This is a genomic window from Ruegeria sp. HKCCA4812 (assembly GCF_013034245.1).
GTDB lineage: Bacteria > Pseudomonadota > Alphaproteobacteria > Rhodobacterales > Rhodobacteraceae > Ruegeria.
The window spans coordinates 311508-330057 of sequence record NZ_WQFQ01000004.1; the positions used below are offsets into that span (position 1 = coordinate 311508).

General features: G+C 59.1%; 17 protein-coding genes. 4 read left to right on the forward strand and 13 right to left on the reverse strand.

What is annotated here, in order from left to right; genetic code table 11:
* Positions 1-319 precede the first annotated feature (319 nt).
* Complete coding sequence (locus GOW04_RS14035; protein WP_171232953.1) at positions 320-1318, forward strand: LacI family DNA-binding transcriptional regulator; 999 nt, start codon at positions 320-322, stop codon at positions 1316-1318.
* On the opposite strand, the gene GOW04_RS14040 is transcribed toward GOW04_RS14035, so the two are convergent.
* Both GOW04_RS14040 and GOW04_RS14045 read right to left on the reverse strand, forming a co-directional pair.
* On the reverse strand, positions 1319-2452 hold the full coding sequence (locus tag GOW04_RS14040) for a Gfo/Idh/MocA family protein (protein WP_171232954.1): 1134 nt from the start codon (positions 2450-2452) through the stop codon (positions 1319-1321).
* A gap of 38 nt (positions 2453-2490) precedes the next feature.
* A complete protein-coding gene (locus GOW04_RS14045; protein ID WP_171232955.1) occupies positions 2491-3594 on the reverse strand; it encodes a Gfo/Idh/MocA family protein in 1104 nt (367 codons plus the stop codon).
* Positions 3595-3717: 123 nt separating this feature from the next.
* Between GOW04_RS14045 and iolC the strand changes: the two genes are divergently transcribed.
* From iolC to GOW04_RS14060, 3 genes are read left to right on the forward strand one after another with little or no spacing between them, the layout of a single operon-like run.
* Entirely contained in the window at positions 3718-4686 is a 969-nt protein-coding gene (gene iolC, locus GOW04_RS14050) for a 5-dehydro-2-deoxygluconokinase (protein WP_171232956.1), read from the forward strand.
* Positions 4687-4695: 9 nt separating this feature from the next.
* A complete protein-coding gene (locus tag GOW04_RS14055) occupies positions 4696-5532 on the forward strand; it encodes a 5-deoxy-glucuronate isomerase (RefSeq protein WP_171232957.1) in 837 nt (278 codons plus the stop codon).
* Positions 5529-6368 carry a class II fructose-bisphosphate aldolase gene (locus GOW04_RS14060; protein ID WP_171232958.1) on the forward strand — a complete coding sequence of 280 codons (840 nt, stop codon included), beginning with the start codon at positions 5529-5531 and terminating at the stop codon, positions 6366-6368. The genes GOW04_RS14055 and GOW04_RS14060 overlap by 4 nt, the downstream gene beginning before the upstream one ends.
* 3 nt (positions 6369-6371) lie before the next feature.
* On the opposite strand, the gene GOW04_RS14065 is transcribed toward GOW04_RS14060, so the two are convergent.
* The 11 genes from GOW04_RS14065 to GOW04_RS14115 form a co-directional block, all read right to left on the reverse strand.
* Positions 6372-7151, reverse strand: a complete 780-nt coding sequence (locus GOW04_RS14065) for a TIM barrel protein (protein ID WP_171232959.1) — start codon at positions 7149-7151, stop codon at positions 6372-6374.
* Positions 7152-7177: 26 nt separating this feature from the next.
* Complete coding sequence (locus tag GOW04_RS14070) at positions 7178-7936, reverse strand: SDR family NAD(P)-dependent oxidoreductase (RefSeq protein ID WP_171232960.1); 759 nt, start codon at positions 7934-7936, stop codon at positions 7178-7180.
* Positions 7933-8739: a 5-deoxy-glucuronate isomerase gene (gene iolB, locus GOW04_RS14075; RefSeq protein ID WP_171232961.1), complete on the reverse strand. Its 807-nt coding sequence runs from the start codon at positions 8737-8739 to the stop codon at positions 7933-7935. Before iolB ends, GOW04_RS14070 begins: the two co-directional genes overlap by 4 nt.
* Before the next feature lie 48 nt (positions 8740-8787).
* Positions 8788-9969: a phytanoyl-CoA dioxygenase family protein gene (locus GOW04_RS14080; protein ID WP_171232962.1), complete on the reverse strand. Its 1182-nt coding sequence runs from the start codon at positions 9967-9969 to the stop codon at positions 8788-8790.
* Between the two features lie 49 nt (positions 9970-10018).
* Complete coding sequence (gene iolE, locus GOW04_RS14085) at positions 10019-10918, reverse strand: myo-inosose-2 dehydratase (protein ID WP_171232963.1); 900 nt, start codon at positions 10916-10918, stop codon at positions 10019-10021.
* Positions 10915-12747, reverse strand: a complete 1833-nt coding sequence (gene iolD, locus GOW04_RS14090; RefSeq protein ID WP_171232964.1) for a 3D-(3,5/4)-trihydroxycyclohexane-1,2-dione acylhydrolase (decyclizing) — start codon at positions 12745-12747, stop codon at positions 10915-10917. Before iolD ends, iolE begins: the two co-directional genes overlap by 4 nt.
* Before the next feature lie 152 nt (positions 12748-12899).
* Positions 12900-13721 carry an ATP-binding cassette domain-containing protein gene (locus GOW04_RS14095; RefSeq protein ID WP_152459131.1) on the reverse strand — a complete coding sequence of 274 codons (822 nt, stop codon included), beginning with the start codon at positions 13719-13721 and terminating at the stop codon, positions 12900-12902.
* Between the two features lies 1 nt (position 13722).
* Positions 13723-14829 carry an ABC transporter permease gene (locus GOW04_RS14100; RefSeq protein WP_152459132.1) on the reverse strand — a complete coding sequence of 369 codons (1107 nt, stop codon included), beginning with the start codon at positions 14827-14829 and terminating at the stop codon, positions 13723-13725.
* A gap of 69 nt (positions 14830-14898) precedes the next feature.
* Positions 14899-15819 (reverse strand): sugar ABC transporter substrate-binding protein, encoded by a 921-nt coding sequence (locus GOW04_RS14105; protein WP_171232965.1) that lies wholly within the window; start codon positions 15817-15819, stop codon positions 14899-14901.
* A gap of 124 nt (positions 15820-15943) precedes the next feature.
* Entirely contained in the window at positions 15944-16957 is a 1014-nt protein-coding gene (gene iolG, locus GOW04_RS14110; RefSeq protein ID WP_171232966.1) for an inositol 2-dehydrogenase, read from the reverse strand.
* A gap of 575 nt (positions 16958-17532) precedes the next feature.
* Positions 17533-18549, reverse strand: a complete 1017-nt coding sequence (locus GOW04_RS14115; protein WP_171232967.1) for an AAA family ATPase — start codon at positions 18547-18549, stop codon at positions 17533-17535.
* Between the last annotated feature and the right edge of the window lies 1 nt (position 18550).

Genomic DNA, 18550 nt, shown 5'->3' on the forward strand with positions numbered 1-18550 from the left:
GAACCGATCCGCAGTTTGTGCAACTTCAAATCGCTGAAAACACCAGGCATCTCTGGGAACCTGTGCGCTTGGCGGCAGTGCAAGACGGCGCTTGGGCGCATCTGCGTATTGGAAAATGCGCTTCGGTTATGCTGAAGATGTCAGGAGTTCGAGTGTCTCTTCACCCACCTTTTTACCTTCTGAATTTCGACGCTCAAACACGGTTGAATCGACGTGGCGGCGTTGCAACCGGTTGCAAGTTCAGGTCGATGATGCATAATGCTCGGGCAATGCCAAACTTACCTGCTTTCCTGCCTCGCTGTTATCGGAGTCCCGCAGCGTGAGTGTAACCCTGAAAGACGTGGCCGCCTTGGCCGGCGTTTCACGGTCTGCCGTGTCGCGCACCTTTACCGAAGGTGCCTCGGTTTCCGCAAAAACGCGCAGCAAGGTTGAAAAGGCGGCCCGTGAGCTGGGCTACAGCCCCAATGCTCTGGCTTCGTCTCTGACGACCGGGCGCACCAAACTGATCGGGTTGATTTCGAACAACTTTCACAACCCGATCTTTCTGGAAGTCTTCGACCAGTTTACACGCGCCTTGCAGGAACGCGGCCTGCGCCCGCTGATCGTGAACCTGACGGACGAGACCGAGCCCGCCAATTCCGTACGCATGCTGCGGCAATATTCGGTGGATGCGGTGATCGTCGCCTCGTCGACCTTGCCGCCCAGCTTTGCCAAGGCGTTCCACGATGCGGGCGTGCCGGTGGTGCACACGTTCGGCCGGTCCGCCACCTCGCCCGAGGTGCATGTGGTCGGGATCGACAATGTGGAATGCGGGCGCATGGCCGCGCGCGAGCTGGTCGCGCGGGGTTATGCCAGCGTGGGCTATCTGGGCGGGCCGCAGGATGCGACCTCGTCCCTGGACCGGCAACGGGGCTTTATCGAAGAAATGGCCAACCATCCGCAGATTCCCGTCAACCACTCCTTCGCCGGGGCTTATTCCTTCGAGGCCGGCCGGGCCGAGATGCTGCGCCTGCTGGCCGGTGATCCGGCGCAGGCCTATTTCTGCGGCGACGACATCCTGTCGATCGGGGCGCTGTCGGCGCTGGCGGATCACGGGCTGAAACCGGGCACCGATATCGGGATCATCGGCCTGAACGACATGGAAATGTCGCGCTGGGAATATATCAACCTGACGACCATCCATCAGCCGATCAAGCAGATCATCACCTCGTCGGTCGATCTGGTCGAAGAGATGCTGAAAACGCCCGACCGCTACCCCGAGGCACGGATATTCCCCTGCCGGGTGGTCGAGCGGGGCACGTTGCGGCCCCGCCCCTGATCAGCGGAACATCGGCGGGCGGGCGTCCTGCCAGGCACCATCTGCCTTGCCCGACGCAACGGCCGCGTGCACCGCTGCGATCGATCGCACGCCATCCGCCGCGTTGGGCAGGCCATCCCGGCTTTCACCGCGGATCGCATCCGCCAGATCGCAATAGATATTGGCAACGGCCAGCGGGAAGCCTTCGGGGTGCGCGATGGCGACCCGAGACAGGCGTTGCACTTCATCATGCAGCCCCCCCTCGCCCTTTTCGATGATCTGGGTGCGCCCTCCTACCGGGGTGTAGATCAACTGGTTGGGTTGCTCTGACGCCCAGCGCAACCCGCCGGTTTCACCAAAGACCTGTATGTCAAAGCCATGCTGGCGCCCGATCGCCACGGAAGATGTCCAAAGACGCCCGACCGTGCCGCTTTCCATACGGAAGTTGATCATTGCATCGTCTTCCAGTTCCCGGCTTGCGATCGTTGATGCCATATCAGCCGAAAGCGTCTTCACCTCGTCATCACAGATAAAGCTGGCCATATGCAGGGCGTGGATGCCGCAATCGGCGAATTGCCCGGAAACCCCTGCCATCGCAGGGTCATAGCGCCAGCGCACGCGCGGATTGTCCGCGTTAGTGGCATCCCCATGATGGCCGTGGCTGAAATTGGTGACGACCAAGCGCACCTTGCCAATCTCTCCGGCGCGGACCATGGCGCGGGCCTGCCGCACCATGGGATAGGCGGAATAGCAGTAGTTCACCGCGCAGATCTTTCCCGATGCTTCGGCGATGCGGACAATTTCCTCACCCTCTTCCACAGTCATGGTCATCGGCTTTTCACACAGGACATTGAAGCCCGCCTCAAGATAGGCCTTGGCGATCTCGAAATGTGTCGAATTCGGCGTGGCGATTGTCACCAGATCGATCCGGTCTTCACGGTCCTTCTCACCGGCCAGCATTTCTTGCCAGTCGCCATAGGCGCGATCGGCGGCAACGCCCAATCGCTGTGCGTATTCCCGGCCCGCTTCGGGCCGGTGATCCAGCGCACCAGCGGCAAATTCAAACAGCCCGTCAGCCTGTGCCCCCAAGCGGTGCGCGGGGCCAATCTGGCTGCCTTCACCACCACCGATCATGCCCCATCTCAACTTAGCCATGGTCATTGTCTCTCATTGGAAGTTTTTTGTTTGAGCGATCAGAAATCGCGGATGTCTTTCCACTGCCGCTGCTCGGACGATGCCAAGGCGGCGGCAAGCACTCGGTTGACCTCATGCCCGTCGCGAAAGGTGGGCCAAGCGGCTTTTCCGGTGTGGATGGCCTGAAGAAAGTCTTTGGCCTCGATAATGATCTGGTCCTGATAGCCGGTTCCGTGGCCCGGACCCTGGCAGAAGGGCTCGTAATCCGGATGCGCCGGGCCGGTCAGGATTTTTGTGAACCCACGGGACGCTTCGGGCCCTTCCCGCTTATACAGCCACAGCGCGTTCTGGTCCTCCTGGTCGAACCGGATGGCGCCCTTTGTTCCCGATATTTCATAAGCATAGCCCATTTTTCGCCCCGTCGCGACGCGACTGAAATACAGGTTGCCCATAACGCCATTTTCAAAACGGCACATCATCTGGGCATGGTCGTCATTTGTCACCTCACCACCCGGTCGGGTTTTGTGAACCGTTTCAACATCCGCCATCACCTGTGCGATCGGACCAACCAGCGCCAATGCACCGTTGACCATATGCGGTGCCAGATCTCCGATGGTGCCATTGGCCATGCCCGTCGTACGCCAGGAGGCAGGAGCGTGCGGGTCGGCATAGAAATCCTCGGTGTGCTCGCCCCGGAACCAGGTGACATCCCCGATTTCACCATTGGCAATAAGCTGGCGGGCGTATTGGGTCGCAGGTGTACGAACATAGTTGAACCCCACCATGTTGACCGCGCCAGACGCTTCGGCAGCAGCAACCATGGCCAGACTGTCGTCAAGGGATGCGCCCAGTGGTTTTTCACACAAGACCGGTTTACCCAATTCAAACGCCGCTTCGGCAATCTGACGATGTGTCGATTGAGGCGAGGCGATGACGATTGCCTGAACCCTGGGATCCTCAACCAATACCCGCCAATCATCGGTCGCTTTGTCAAACCCATAGGCTGTCCTGTAACGTTCGGCGCTTTCAGGGCTGGACGCACAAATGACCTCGAGCCGGGGTCGCAATGCCGTGTTGAACACCGCACCGACCGCTGACATAGCCACGGAATGGGCCTTGCCCATATAGCCGCCGCCGACGATTCCAATTCCGATTTCAGGCATCTGCAACGGCTCCGAACATATCATTTGCAACCGGTTGCAAAATCAGTATCGTGTGAATCGATTCAACGCAAGGTCCAAACTTTGCCGACCCATTCTGCCGGAGGACAAAACTTGAGCGCTTTGATGGATGGTATCAAAGGAAACCGCTTCGCCGTTCTGGGTCGCGCAGGCATGGACCTGTACGCTGACCCAATTGGCGTCAAAAGCGAGGATGCCAGCACGTTTCATGCCGACCTTGGTGGTTCTTCTGCCAATATTTGTGCCGGGCTGGTCAAGTTGGGCAGCGAGGCGTCGCTGATTACGTCCGTCTCGGACGATGCGATTGGGCGGTTCTGTCTGAACCGGTTGCGGCATTACGGTGTGGACACATCCTATATCCGCGTTCTGGGCGGCGAATACCGCATGTCTCTGGCCGTGTACGAAAGCCGGATCGACGACTTTCAGAATGTGATCTATCGCAACGGGGCCGTTGATTTCCAGGTCACCAAAGAGGATATGAACAGGGTCGATTATTCATCTTTTTCGGCAATCATCTCGGCTGGAACGGTCTTTGCGTCCGAACCGTCGCGCAGCGCCACATTCCGGGCCTTCGAGAACGCCCGAAGCGCAGGCCTGCCGATCATCTTCGACATCGATTACCGCCCATACAGCTGGCCCTCGGCCGAGGTGGCTGCCGAAGTTCTGTCGCGGGCTGGCGAAGCCAGCAACCTGATCGTCGGCAACGACGAAGAGTTCGGATTCATGGCCGGCGGCATCGAAAAGGGTTTTGCCAAAGCGCAGGAACTTGCCCAAAAACCGGGTCGGATCGTCATCTACAAGATGGGCGAAAAAGGTGCTGTCACCTTTGTGGACGGGCAAGAGCTGCGAACCGGTATTTACCCGGTTACGGCCGTCAAACCCAACGGGGCCGGCGACAGTTTCATGGCCGGGCTGCTGGCCTCGATCGCGGCCGGGCACGACCTGAAAGACGCCGTCATGCGCGGTTCGGCCTGCGCGTCGATCGTGGTGTCGCATCCCGGTTGCGCACCCGCCATGCCAACGACACCAGAACTGGACGCGTTCCTCGCTTCGCATCCCGGCCCGACCACATAGGAGAGTACCATGCATATCGCGCCCTATGACAATCAGAACAAACCCATCGTAGACGCCGATGATCCGACGGTTCCGCTGAACTATTTCAACATCGTCAAACTGAAAAAGGGCGAGGCCTTCGAATACACGGTCCCGGGTTATGAAACCTGCATCGTGCCCGCCACCGGCAGCGTCGACGTGGACGTCGAGGGCGTGCGCTTTGCCCATCTGGGCAACCGGGGCGAGGATGTTTGGGATGGCGAGCCCGAGGGCGCCTATGTCCCGTCGGGGGCACGGGCGCAGATGGTCTGCGTGTCAGAGACGGCCGAGGTGTTCGTGGCAGGCGCAAAGTATGACAAGGTGCTGGATCCGTTCGACGTGCGCGAGCATGACCTGGTGCAATATGGCAGCGACGACACCAAGACCCATCGCAAGATCAAGCATATCCTGGGCCAGAAGCAGCATGACAAGGTCGGCCGCCTGCTGGTCAGCGAGTTGTTCACCGTGGGTCAAGGCGGCTGGTCGGGCTTTCCCAGCCACAAGCACGACACCAACCGCCTACCGGACGAGACCCGGCATGACGAAACCTACAATTTCCGCTTCAAACCCAACTGGGGCTCGGGTCTACAGATGCTGCAGCGCGAGGACAACGAACCGGGCGATGCCTATCACATCGTCGATGGCTCCACGATCTGCATCGACAAAGGGTATCACCCCTGCTGCGTGCTGCCGGGATACGAGATGTATTACTTCACCATCCTCGGCGGGCTGACCCAGCGGTCGCTAATGCAGTATTTCCAACCCACCCATGCCTATCAGATCGAAACGATCCCGGGCATCAAAGACATGATCGCCAAATTCAAATGACCCTCGCTACGCTCAAAGACGTCCTGCAACCGGCCTATGAACAGGGCTATGCCGTCGGCGGCCTGGTGACGCTGGGCTGGGAGGACATGCGCGCCTATGTCGCCGCCGCCGAGGCCGAGAACGCCCCGGTGATCCTGCAAGCCGGACCCAGCTGCCGCGAGCACACCCCGCTGCCGATCCTGGGCAAGATGTTCCGGTATCTGGCCGAAAACGCCTCGGTGCCCGTGGTGGCGCATCTGGATCACGGCTATACCTTCGAGGATTGCAAGATCGCGCTGGACAGCGGGTTCACCTCGCTGATGTTCGACGGGTCGCGCAAGCCCTTGCAGCAGAACATCGATGAAACCGCCGCGATTGCCGAAATGGCCCATTCCGCCGGGATCTCGTGCGAGGGCGAGATCGGCTTCGTCGGGTATTCCGGCGGTGAAGGCTCAAACGGCACGGATCCCGAGGAAGCCGCGAAGTTTGCCCGCGACAGCGGCGTCGACGCGATGGCAATCTCGGTCGGAAACGTCCACCTTCAGCAGAACAAGGAAGGTGGTCTGGACGAAAACCGCATACGCCAGATCGACTCCATGACAGAGGTTCCACTGGTGATCCATGGCGGATCGGGTGTGCCGGTCGAACAGCGCGCGCGGCTGGCGCGTGAAACCGCGATCTGCAAATTCAACATCGGGACCGAGTTACGCATGGCCTTCGGCACCGCGCTGCGCGAGGCCGTGAACCGCGACCCCGACCGGTTCGACCGGGTGACGATCCTGAAGGAAACCCACGATCCGGTCATGGCTGCCGCCCGCACCGTGATCCGCGCCTTTGGTGCGCCACCGCAGCGGTGACGCTCAGAGCGTGAATGCCGACCGGAAGGCGTTTAGCGCGTCTTCCGGGTCGCCTGCGGCGAAGGCTTCCATCCCGACCGGGCCATGATAGCCCAGATCGTTCAGCGCACGCGCCACGGCGGCATAGTTGATCTCGCCGGTTCCGGGCTCGCACCGACCGGGATTGTCGGCCACCTGCACCTCTCCGATCCAGGGCAGGCATTTTTCACACCAGCGGATCAGATCCCCCTCGCCGATCTGGGTATGGTAGAGGTCGAGATTGATCCGCAACTGCGGACGATCAACCGACGAAACCAAGGCGAGCACGTCCGCCGTTGACCCGAACGGACAGCCAGGATGGTCCAGCAGGTTCAGGTTTTCAAGCGTGAACACCACATCTTCAGCCTGGGCCAGATCACAGATCCGGTTCAGGGTGTCGCGGGCCTTCAGCCACATCGGCCCTGTGACCACGTCATGCTGCCAGATCGGTATGCCACCGTCACCCAACCCGGTGCCGTGCAGGTTCAGACGCGCAACGCCCAGACGCTTGCCGACCCGAATTGTTTCGGCGGCCGAGGCCAGCAGCATCTCGGCCCCGTCATCATCAGCCAGCCGCCCCTGAAGATAGCCGTTCATGATGGTGAAACTGGCGCCGGTTGCGACCAGCCTGGGAATATCGAGCTCCGGCCAGTTCCACAGCCCGACGCCGAACCCCATCTCGGCCAGCCGGGCGGCACGCCAATCCATCGGCCTGTCCAGCCACAGCATCTCGGCGCAAGCTACCAGTTCGAACGGTTGAGTCATCGAACCGCCTTTCGGAACGTGTGGGCTCAGATCGACCCGCCTTCGACCATGAAGTTCCCGGCACTGCACATGGCTGCATCGTCCGAGGCCAGAAACAGCACCATCCGCGCCACATGAACCGGGTCGATCGGGTCGGGCAGGCACTGACGATCCACTTGCTTGGCCAGAGCCTCGGGCGTGACCCACAGGTCTTTCTGGCGCTGGGTCATGATCCAGCCGGGCACGACCGTGTTGACGCGGATGCGGTGATCGCCCAGCTCGCGCGCCATGGTGCGGGTCAGTCCATGCACAGCGGATTTGGCGGTGGCATAGGCAGGGAAACCCGCCCCGGCCTCCCACCACGAATTCGACCCGATATTGATGATCGAACCTGCACCCTTGGCTATCATTCCGGGTGCCACCGATTGAATGGCAAAGAACATGTGGCGGATATTGGTCGCCATGCGCTCATCCCAATAGTCGGGCGTGACGTCACGCCAGTCGTGCCGGTCATCCCGGGCCGCGTTGTTCACCAGCACATCCGCGTCGCCCAGCTCTTCCACCAATTGCCCTATTGCGGCGTTCATCTCGTCAATGTTGCGCAGATCGCATTGGGCGAATGCATGCTCTCCGTCCAGCTCGGAAAGCAAAGCAAGTCCGGCATCGGCGTTGAGGTCCAAAAACCCAACCTTTGCCCCCTGTTCGGCAAAAGCCCGAACGGTTTCCGCGCCAATTCCGCCGGCGCCTCCGGTGATGAAAACCGTCTTCCCTGCAAGGCTTGGGTAATTGGCGAAAGTATGGCTCATCCGTCACGCTCCATGATCCATTCGACCTCGGGGGCCGGCACGAACCGCCATTTCCGCAGCGGTCCGGCCATAACGTTCAGATAGTACATTTCGAACCCATAGGGCGCACCGCAAGGGTGATGGCCACGCGGGACAGTGACAACGTCGCCATCGGATACCGCCATCGTCTCATCCAAGTGGCCGTCATCGGTGTAAACCCGCTGGATCCCAAACCCGTTCGACGGGTTCAGGCGGTGGTAGTAGGTCTCTTCCAGATAGGTGATGCGGGGATAGTCATCCTCGTCGTGGCGGTGGCTGGGATAGGAGGACCAGTGGCCGTTCGGCGTGAACACCTCGGTCACCAGCAGGCTGTCTGCGTAGTCCTCATTCTCCATGGCGATATTGTTGATGTATCGCGTATTTACCCCTTTGCCGCGTTCGGTCAGGGTTATGCCATCAGGTCCAATCCGACGCGCCGTATGACCGCCCTTACCCGGCGCCGAACAGATGGCCACAACGCAGTCGGTTTCCGCCACGGCCTCCCACTCGGTTCCGTTGGGCAGATACAGGCAATGCGGCGGTGTTTTTTCGAATACACTCATCCGGTCACCCAGAACGCCCCAATCCTGCCTGGCCCCGGTGATCCGCGCCTTGCCTTCGACCATCACCAGAATGACTTCACGATCCGCGGTCACTTCGTTTGCGCGATCCCCGGCCTTTAGATGATAAAGCCCAAAGCCCACATAATTCCATCCAGCGCTTGACGGAGTGATGTCATGTACCTTGCCGTGGGTTCCGATCGGTTTCTTCAGCAGGTCTGCCATTCTTGTTCTCCTTCTTGGGCGGCCCCCGAGTGCCCGCCTGTGTTGAATTCAGGCAGCTTGCCTTTGGTTCCGGGCCGATAGGGACTGGGCCAGCTGCGCCTCGGTCCATCCTTCCGCAACCGCGCGACGCAGAATATCCGCCTGGCTTTCCGGCGCATTGCCCCCGACCGGGGGGTCCGTGTCCAGATTGGTCGGGAAGGGATAGCCCTCTGCCGTGGCCGCTATGACCGCGTCCAGTTCTGCTACCGTCAGATCGCCCCGTTGTTTCAGAGCAATCAAAGATGGGAATACCGCCTCGGACATCGCCCGCCGATCCACCGACTCCATCGCGCGCCCGAAGGCGGATGAGATTTGCAGCAGGTTTGCCATGCGATTGATGTCGGCGCTGCTGTTCGCGCCCGCCGCATGGAACAGCGCCGGATTGAAGAACACCGCGTCCCCCTTTTCCAATGGCAACTGGATACAGCTGTCTTCGAAATGCGCCCGGTGTGCTTCATCGTGGAACGCCAGATAGCCCGGCGGGTAGAGCTGCGAGAACGGCAACAACTTGGTCGGCCCGCTTTCCACCGGCATGTCACAATGCGCAACCGCCCCTTGCAGGGTCAGCGAGGCCGTCACCAGATGAGCCTGTGCGGGATACCTGGCCGCGCTTTCGGCGCTTTGAAACCCAAGGTGATAATCCCGATGCGCCTGTTGCGCCTTGCCACCGGGACGCACCTGATTGATCTGAGCGGTCACCTGATAGTTCGGGCCAAGCCATGCTTCACATGCCGCCGCAATCGCCGTGTTCCCGAAATAGAGCACAAAGCCCTCGGGGTCGCGCAGGCATTGCTTTTGCAGCGCGTTCCACACCCGGTCATTCGCGCCCGAGGCGGCAAAATGATCGCCCTCACCGGCGCCACCCTGGCGTTCTTCTTCGATGATTTCACGAAACACATCCGTCGCCCGATCAATGATCGACGTGTCGGGATACGCCCCTTTCAGGGCGATCACACCGGCGGATTTGCCCAGCACCCGGCCCCATTCCGCCAGCAAGGTCCTGCGCGTATCAGGCCGTTCCAAACCGGGGCTCAGTGCCTGCATATCATAGACGGGCACGTTCTTTTCGACCGAGGCGGCAAAAGTCACCGTCTCGGCGGAAAGAGTCTGAGAGGTCAACACCTTGAATTCATCCAGATCACAGGATTCCCGGTCGAAATAGCCGACATATCCAAGGTCCTGTTGTACCATGACGTGCTCCTCTCTGATGGCTTCGGTGTTGCCCCGTTGTGGTGGTGATCTATGAGGTGATCTTCAGCCCGGCCTTGCCGCAGACCTCGACGATGTGGTCATAGCCCATTTTCGAGTACTCATAGGGCGGCGCCTTAACCGGGTCCTGCTCTGCCTCGACCACGATCCAGCCGTTGTAATCCATTGCTTTCAGTGCATTGGCCACGGCCTGAAAGTCTATGCAACCGTCACCCGGCACGGTGAACGCGCCCGCGATCACCGCATCCAGAAAACTGCGATTGTTCTCACGCGTGTCCTGTACGATTTCAGGGCGGATATTCTTGAAATGCACATGATGCACCCGATCGCCCCAACGGTTCAGCGTGGCCATCACATCGCCGCCACCAAACAGCAGATGGCCCGTATCGAAACACAGGCTCAATTCGGGGCCTGACCCCTCCATCAGCCAGTTCACCTCATCTTCACTTTCGATGATCGTGCCCATGTGATGGTGATAGGCCATGGGCATGCCCTGATCTGCCATCCACTTGGCAAGTTCGGTCAGCCTGCCCGCATAGGCCAGAACCTCGTCCCGCGACAATTTGGGGCGATCATTGACAGGCGTTCCGATCTGTCCCTGGACGGTATTGGAACATTCGGAATAGACGATGCACGGGCTGTTCAGCGCAACGAATTGTTCGACCTGTTCACGCACCACGGCGATCTCGGCGTGCAGGTCGTTGACCAGCGTGCTGCCCGAGCACCACCCCCCGCACAGCGCGATGTCATTTGCGTCCAGATAGGCCCGCAACCCTTCGGTGTCGGCGGGCATCCTCTGGCCTCGTTCGACACCTGTATAGCCGATCTCGCGCGCTTCTTTCAGCGCCTGCTCCATCGTGTAAGCTGCGGTCAGGTCCGGCAGGTCGTCATTCTGCCAGGCAATCGGAGAGATGCCGATCTTCACGCTCATTTCGTGTTTCTTTCCTTGATGGCTGCTTCATAGGCCGCGCGCTTTTCATTCACTTCGGGGCGGGTGCTGACCTCGGGCACCGCCACTTCCCACCAGGTTCCGCCATATTCGGTCGATGGGTAGGGATCGGTGTCGATCACCACGACATAGGGGCCTTTGACCTCATCGCGTTTGGCCAGCGCGTCTTCAAGTTCGGCAATCGAACTGACTTTGACCGAAGTCGCCCCCATCGCTGCCGCATGGGCGGCAAAATCGATGGCTGATTTTGTCTCGTGCACAGTGTGGTCGAGAAGGTTGTTGAACTCGGCCCCGCTTGTCCCCATTTGCAGACGGTTGATGCACCCAAACCCGCGGTTGTCCGTGACGACAACAGTGAACGAAATCCCCATCATCGCCGCCGTCGCCATTTCCGAGTTGGCCATCATATAAGTGCCGTCACCGGTAAAGCAGATCACGTCGCGGTCGGGCTGGGCCATCTTGATGCCCATGGCACCAGCGATCTCGTACCCCATGCAGCTGAAACCATATTCCATGTGATAGGCACCGGGGCGTGGTGCCTTCCAAAGCTTGTGCAGCTCACCCGGCATCGTGCCGGCAGCGCACATCGCAACAGTGTTTTCCTTGGCGGCCCGCTGCACGGCGCCGATCACCTGCATATCCGTTGGCAGCGCATTGCTGTCCGTCGGGGCATCCGTCAGCGCATCAACTTTGCCAAACCAATCAGATTTCAATGCCGCAGGTAGATCCGGCGCGCGATGGCCGCCCAGCGCTTCTCTGAGCTCATCCAGACCAACCCGAGCGTCGGCCTGCAACGGCATCGCTCCGTGCTTTTCGGCGTCATAGGCGGCAGTGTTCAAGCTGATCAACTCGCGCTCGGGGTTCGCGAACAAACCCCATGACCCGGTGGTGAAGTCCTGAAACCGGGTGCCGACGCCCAGCACAAGATCCGCCCTTGCGCAAATGTCGTTGGCAGGTTCGCCCCCGGTCACACCAACAGGACCAAGGTTGAGCGGATGATCCCAGGCCAATGCGGACTTGCCGGCCTGTGTCTCGGCCACGGGGACATTGTGTGCCTCGGCAAAACGCTGCAACGTGGCGGTTGCGTCCGAATAATGCACACCTCCGCCGGCAACGATAACGGGACGCTTGGCGGCCTTGATCGCGGCAACGGCGCGCGCCAGTTCCCCCTCATCCGGGCGAATGCGGCGCTGATACCAGACGCGCGGCTCAAAGAAGCTTTCGGGATAGTCATATGCTTCGGCCTGCACATCCTGACAAAAGGCCAGCGTCGCCGGGCCGCAATCCGCCGGGTCCGTCATCGTGCGGAAGGCACGCGGCAGAGCCGTCAGCAGATGTTCCGGGCGGGTGATGCGGTCGAAATACCGGCTGACCGGTCTGAAACAATCATTCGCACTGATGGTTCCATCCGAGAACACTTCGGGTTGCTGCAAAACCGGATCGGGGCCGCGCGTCGCAAATACATCGCCAGGCAGCAACAAAACAGGCAGACGGTTCACGTGGGCCAGAGCAGCGGCCGTGACCATGTTGGTAGCCCCCGGTCCGATCGACGATGTCACCGCCATGGCGCGCCGCCGGCCCAACTGCTTGGCATAAGCAATCGCACTGTGTGCCATGGTCTGTTCGTTGTGACCGCGATAGGTGGGAAGACTGTCTTTCACCCCATGCAGCGCCTCGCCCAGACCTGCCACGTTGCCATGGCCGAAGATCGCCCACACACCTGCGATGAACGGCTCTCCGGCCTCGTTCATCTGCGCCCCGAGATAGCGCACCAGAGCCTGCGCCGCGGTCAATCGGACTGTTTTGCTCATCATGATCCCTTTCAACTCGGAGCCGCCATCGGCGGTCCGCGGGTTTTCTCATTTGCGAAGGTGTCAGGCCTTTTGCCAGAGCCTGAAATCAGAGTGGCGTCAGGTGCCACCGCCCGATGGATGCCCCCTTGGGGGCATCCGAGTGTTTTGCTTTAGACAGTACCGCCCAGCGATCCCTCAAGCTCGGCCATTTCCTGACCGCCGGCCATCAGGTCCTGCAACTCTTCGGGTGTGATTTCACCGCGTTTGGCAGTGCCCAGAGTTTTGCCGCGGTTCAGTACGGTAAAACGATCACCCACCGCCAGCGCATGGCGCACGTTGTGGCTGATGAAAACCACGCCGACACCCTGGCTGCGCACCCGGTCGATCGTGGCAAGAACATTCGACGTCTGACGCACACCAAGCGCCGAGGTCGGTTCGTCGAGGATCAGGATCTTGGCGCCGAAATACACCGCCCGCGCGATGGCCACCGTCTGACGTTCGCCGCCGGACAACGTCCCAACCGCCTGATCCGGTGCGCGCAGATTGATGCCCATCTTGCGCATCTCTTCCATGCAGACTTCGTTTGCATGATCCACATCGAACCGCTTGAGCAACCCTTTGCCCTTGGTGGGTTCGCGCCCCATGAAGAAATTGCGCGTCACGCTCATCAGCGGGATCATCGCAAGATCCTGAAACACGGTCGCGATGCCCGCTTCCATCGCGTCGCGCGGCGTGTCGAAATGCAGCGGCTGACCTTCGAACAGAATCTCGCCCTTGGTGGGTTTGTGTACCCCGGACATGGTCTTGATGAAGGTGGACTTACCCGCGCCGTTGTCGCCCAGCAGGCAATGGCATTCCCCGGGCTTGACGTCAAAGCTGACGCCAGCAAGTGCGATGATATTGCCAAAGTGCTTTTCGATGTCTTTCATCTGAACGATGGGCGCCTGGTCATCGACGGCATCGCCATGGTGGAACTTGGTGTCTTCGGTCATATCAGCGCTCCCCGGTTACGCGCTTGCGGATCGCGTTGTTGAACAGAACGGCAATCAACAGCATGGCACCCAGGAAGACCTGGAACCAATCCTGATCAAAGTCGGTATAGGTCAGTCCGATGACGACCATTCCAAAGATGATCGAGCCGAAGAAAGCCCCGATGGCCGAGCCGTATCCGCCGGTCAGCAGACAGCCGCCGATCACCGCGGCGATGATCGCCTCGAATTCTTTCTGGAACCCCCTCCGCGCATCGGTCGAGCCTGCGTCCATGACGGTAATGATCGCCACAAGGGCGGCACAGCACGCCGTCAGCATGAACAGTGAAACCTTGACGCGGTTCACCGGTACACCCGAATTGGATGCAGCCGTGCTGTCACCACCCGAGGCGAAAATCCAGTTCCCCACCGGGGTACGCAGCAGCACGTAGGTCGCCGCCAGTGTAATGACGATGAACCACAGGATTTCGACCGGAATACCCGGGACCTTGGGCGCGCCGCTTTTGAATGTATCGATCATGCCGTTGGCGGCCAGCCATGCGAACAGGCTACCGAATGCTTCGCCCGAAAAGAAGGGGGCCAGCCAGTCGTTTTCGACCGCGTCGCGCACGCCGCGCAGCTGGGTCGAACCGCCTGTCGCCATTTTAAGACCCACCAGTGACAGGCCACGAAGGATGAACAGAAACGCCAGGGTTACAATGAACGAAGGCAGGCCAGAACGGATCACGATATTGCCGTTAATCGCACCGACACAGGCCGCAAATACGAATGTCATCGGGATGGCAAAGATCAGCGGCAATTGCCAGGTCACGACGCAGACGCCGAAAAACAGCCCCGAGAACGCGACCATCGATCCGATCGACAGGTCGAACTCTCCACCGATCATCAGTAGTGCCGCACCGATCGCCAGGATACCCAACTGTGCCGCGGGGGTCATGAAGTTCATGACACCGGCCAGAGTGAACATCGATTCATCTGCGGTAATCGCAAAGAACACGAATACCAGAACCGCACCTGCAATGGCGCCCAGCTCGGGTCTTTTCATCAGTTTGGTCAAGAATGGTTCTTTCTTGACCCTTTCGTCCGACAGGACGGGCGCTGATTCACTCATGGTTTCCTCCCAATTCGGTGAGACCGGCGCGTTGGCGCCGATCCTGTTGTTTGTCGGATGGCGCCAAAATCAGCGGATACCCTGCGCGGACAGTTCGATGACCTGTGCGGCCTTGTCCTGAGTGATCAGGTTCGGACCCGAAGGCACGTCGCCGCCCGGCATCAGGCCGTATTTGGCGTGCAGACCCATGAAGTTCACCGACAGGTAGCCCTGAAGATACTGCTGCTGGTCAATGGCAAAGGCCGCGTCACCATCCACGATTGACTGGAGGAAGTTGGCCGACAGGTCGAACGAGGCAACATTCAAATCCCGCCCCGAGGCTTTGGCTGCGGCGACCGAAGGCTCGCCGGCCGAGCTTGCGCCCAGCGCCATAACGGTATCGACGCTTTCGTCAGCGGCCAGCGCGGCGGCAACTTTGGACTCGATCTCGGACGGATCGTTCGAGGTCGGCAGAACGGTTACTTTTCCGCCGAACCCCTCGGTGAAGCCTTCACAGCGCAGGTCAAGTGATACGTTGCCAACCTCGTGGTTGACACAGATCGCATTCGTTCCACCCATCGAGGCCAGCTCTTCACCAGCCGCCTTTCCCGCATCATATTCGTCCTGACCCACATGCAGCAGAGCGCCCAGTTCCTTGGCCACTTCCGCACCCGAGTTGATCGAGATCACCGGGATACCGGCGGCAACCGCACGTTCGATCGAGGGGCCAAGCGCATCGGCATCCGGGATCGAGACGATCAGCCCGTCAGGCTCCTGGTTCACGGCTGCGTCGATCAGCTGCGACATGGCAACCATGTCAAAGGTCTCAGGTGCACGATATTCCACGTTGACACCGACATCTTTTCCGGCCTGCTCAACACCGTTCTTCACAACGTTCCAGAATGCGTCATTGGCCTGGCCATGCGACACGACCACGATTTCCTGCGCAAGTGCAGGTGTGGCCAAGGCCAGTGCCCCCGCAGCAAGCGCGCCTTTAACGAATTTCTTCATTTCAGTTTCCTCCCAATGGTTCAGTCTGATCTTCTGTCGGGGTACCAGCCCCGATCATCCGGCTGTGCCGAATCTCAGTGGCTGCGGCGCTGGGCCGAGCTGCCGTTAGTTTGAAGTATTTCAATCATTTTGCAACCGGTTTCAAAATTTCTTCCATCCGTACCGGTTTTCCTGCCCGCGCCGACAGGGTTGCGGCCTCGGCCATCGCCAGCGCTGCAACACCGTCCTTCAGCGTGACCGGAACTTCGGACCCACTTTCAACAGCGTCGACAAATGCGGCCCATTCCACGCGGTATGCAGGCATGTAGCGTTCCAGGAAGAAATAGGTCGGCTTGGCACCCACGACACCGTCCGCCGTTGACTTGACGACAGTGTTTTCCAGCATGTTCTGAGCCTGTAGCAACCCCTGGGAGCCCAGCAGTTCGACCCGCTGGTCATAGCCATAGGCCGCGCGCCGCGAATTCTTGATGACCGCGATGCGGCCATCCGCGTAAGTCATTGTAACTGCCGCTGTATCCACATCCCCCGCGGCGCCAATTTCGGCATCCACAAGCGAAGACCCAACCGCCGAGATTGTTTCGGGAACGTCCCCCATCAGGAAGTTCGCCATGTCAAAATCATGAATCATCATGTCCCGAAACAAACCGCCAGACACCTTTACGTAGCTGACCGGTGGCGGCGCCGGGTCAAACGATGTGATCGACAAGAGCTCTGCCTTACCGATGTCACCCGCATCCAAACCCGCCTTCAAGGTCGCAAAATTGGGATCAAATCGCCGATTGAACCCTATCATGACCGGCTTGCCGCGTTCCGAGACCGAATTCAGACATTCCGTGGCGCGCTTCAGGTCCAAATCAACGGGCTTTTCACACAGGACGGCTTTCCCTGCGCCTGTCGCTGCTTCAATCAGGTCAGAATGCGTATCTGTTGGAGTTGCAATCAGAACCGCGCCGATTTCCGGATCCGCAATGATCTCTTCGGAACTGCGCGCCGCGGCCCCATGATCGCTGGCAAGGCTGGCCGCGGCCTCGGGCAAGGCATCGGAAACAGCAACGAGTTTGCTGCCCCGATGCGATGCAATCGCCTGCGCATGAACACGCCCGATGCGCCCGGCACCCAACAATCCGACGTTCAACATACAGATCTCCCGAATCTTGTTGTTGCGCGCAACAATGATTCTATTTGCAACCGGTTGCAATATCTTTTTCACAACCTTGGCGCTTTTACGGCTCAGGCCCCAAATCATCCTGAAGAATTCGCGTTATGACCCCGGATCCCGATCCGCCAGCTGCAACTCACACGCTGAAATCCGCGCATTGGCCGTCCTACGGGAATCCCCCAATTTCGGAACATGGTGAATCAGGTTAATGTTTGGTTAAGGAACACACACTACCACTCTGTGACCCCTTAGAAGGGCTGGCATGACCCCCTCGTCCAGCCCTTCATACCTCACCCAACAACCGCGAAGAAACAGCTCGCATTGCGGCCTGACGTGTTCATCGAAATCTGACGTTCGACATCCAAAGTCTGTTCCTAAAAGATTTCAACCCATTGTAATAAAACGATAATATCTTCGGCGCGACATTCCCTTTTCCGGCCCCGCGACATCTAAATTCCGTCTTACGACATTCCCAAACCGTTCGTTTTCTTCGATTTTCTCAAGAAAAAAGCCGCTCATCTCTGAGCGGCTTGAATATCTTTGATCCTGGCGGGTTATCTCTGCCGAGGTTTCCTGCGGGTCTGCCTTGATTCTTTGATGTGCCTGTCCATCGCAATCGTCGTATCAATGCTTCGCCAATCACGACTGAGGAAGGGATTAAGTGCATCATCGCAGTTCATCCTTTCGTAATAGCTTTTCGCAAAGTGTTCGAAGGAAATGGTTTTTGGCTTCGACATCCCGGCGCTGCTGATCGCAGAAATCAAGATTTCGATGGCAATGCCAAACCGCTGTGCGGATGCGTGCATCAGAATCCGAATGAACTCATCCTCATCCAACAGACCATCATCGAGTACTCCAGCCTTCTTCAGCAACTCCTTGCCCGCTGTCTTCAGAGCAACTCCTTCTTCGCTGAACTCCATGGGCAGAACTTCGATTGGCTCAAGCCGCCTCAAAAACGTGTCGTTGTCATTGATAATGGCCTTTGCCTCCATGGTTCCGGTGACGATCAAGCTAACTGGCCAATCATCGTCCTGCATCAAATTCCGAAAGTTCGACGTGATCTGCTTCATGGTGTTGTTGGTCGTGTACCGACCGCTGTCCTGTACCTCATCGAGGTGAAGGGCGGCGACGTCCCGATCTTTCAATCGACTGCGCACAAGGCCGATCAGATAATCTGGGTTGCGCCTAGATGTAGGTGAGATGGGATAGCCCAATTGGCGCAAGATCAGTTCGCAGATTTCTTTCACGGTTGCCCGGCTCGGAATAGTCACACTCCAAAAGTTCGAGCCGAATTCTAGCCCACCGGTTTTAGCTACCAATTGCCTAAAGTCTGCGGAAATCTGCTCGACCATTCGTGTCTTGCCAATGCCGGGCGGGCCAATCAACGCGGCGCCTTGAACTTCCCTGATACCGTTGCGGATGAACTCATCACGCTCCAACAGAACTTTGAAAACGCGCGCCCTAAAGTCCTCGAAAACCTTAGTTTCAAAGTAAGGTTTCTTTAGGCTAACGCTTAGCTGAGCCTGTTTTTTCTGTTTCTCAAAGGTCGCGATCATAGCATCCGACGTCATG

Bases quoted from the DNA above. Each gene is read 5' to 3' on its own strand.
- GOW04_RS14040 (WP_171232954.1), bottom strand. From the start codon at position 2,452: ATGGCTAAGTTGAGATGGGGCATGATCGGTGGTGGTGAAGGCAGCCAG.
- GOW04_RS14045 (WP_171232955.1), bottom strand. From the start codon at position 3,594: ATGCCTGAAATCGGAATTGGAATCGTCGGCGGCGGCTATATGGGCAAG.
- iolC (WP_171232956.1), top strand. From the start codon at position 3,718: ATGGATGGTATCAAAGGAAACCGCTTCGCCGTTCTGGGTCGCGCAGGC.
- GOW04_RS14055 (WP_171232957.1), top strand. From the start codon at position 4,696: ATGCATATCGCGCCCTATGACAATCAGAACAAACCCATCGTAGACGCC.
- GOW04_RS14060 (WP_171232958.1), top strand. From the start codon at position 5,529: ATGACCCTCGCTACGCTCAAAGACGTCCTGCAACCGGCCTATGAACAG.
- GOW04_RS14065 (WP_171232959.1), bottom strand. From the start codon at position 7,151: ATGACTCAACCGTTCGAACTGGTAGCTTGCGCCGAGATGCTGTGGCTG.
- GOW04_RS14070 (WP_171232960.1), bottom strand. From the start codon at position 7,936: ATGAGCCATACTTTCGCCAATTACCCAAGCCTTGCAGGGAAGACGGTT.
- iolB (WP_171232961.1), bottom strand. From the start codon at position 8,739: ATGGCAGACCTGCTGAAGAAACCGATCGGAACCCACGGCAAGGTACAT.
- GOW04_RS14080 (WP_171232962.1), bottom strand. From the start codon at position 9,969: ATGGTACAACAGGACCTTGGATATGTCGGCTATTTCGACCGGGAATCC.
- iolE (WP_171232963.1), bottom strand. From the start codon at position 10,918: ATGAGCGTGAAGATCGGCATCTCTCCGATTGCCTGGCAGAATGACGAC.
- iolD (WP_171232964.1), bottom strand. From the start codon at position 12,747: ATGAGCAAAACAGTCCGATTGACCGCGGCGCAGGCTCTGGTGCGCTAT.
- GOW04_RS14095 (WP_152459131.1), bottom strand. From the start codon at position 13,721: ATGACCGAAGACACCAAGTTCCACCATGGCGATGCCGTCGATGACCAG.
- GOW04_RS14100 (WP_152459132.1), bottom strand. From the start codon at position 14,829: ATGAGTGAATCAGCGCCCGTCCTGTCGGACGAAAGGGTCAAGAAAGAA.
- GOW04_RS14105 (WP_171232965.1), bottom strand. From the start codon at position 15,819: ATGAAGAAATTCGTTAAAGGCGCGCTTGCTGCGGGGGCACTGGCCTTG.
- iolG (WP_171232966.1), bottom strand. From the start codon at position 16,957: ATGTTGAACGTCGGATTGTTGGGTGCCGGGCGCATCGGGCGTGTTCAT.
- GOW04_RS14115 (WP_171232967.1), bottom strand. From the start codon at position 18,549: ATGACGTCGGATGCTATGATCGCGACCTTTGAGAAACAGAAAAAACAG.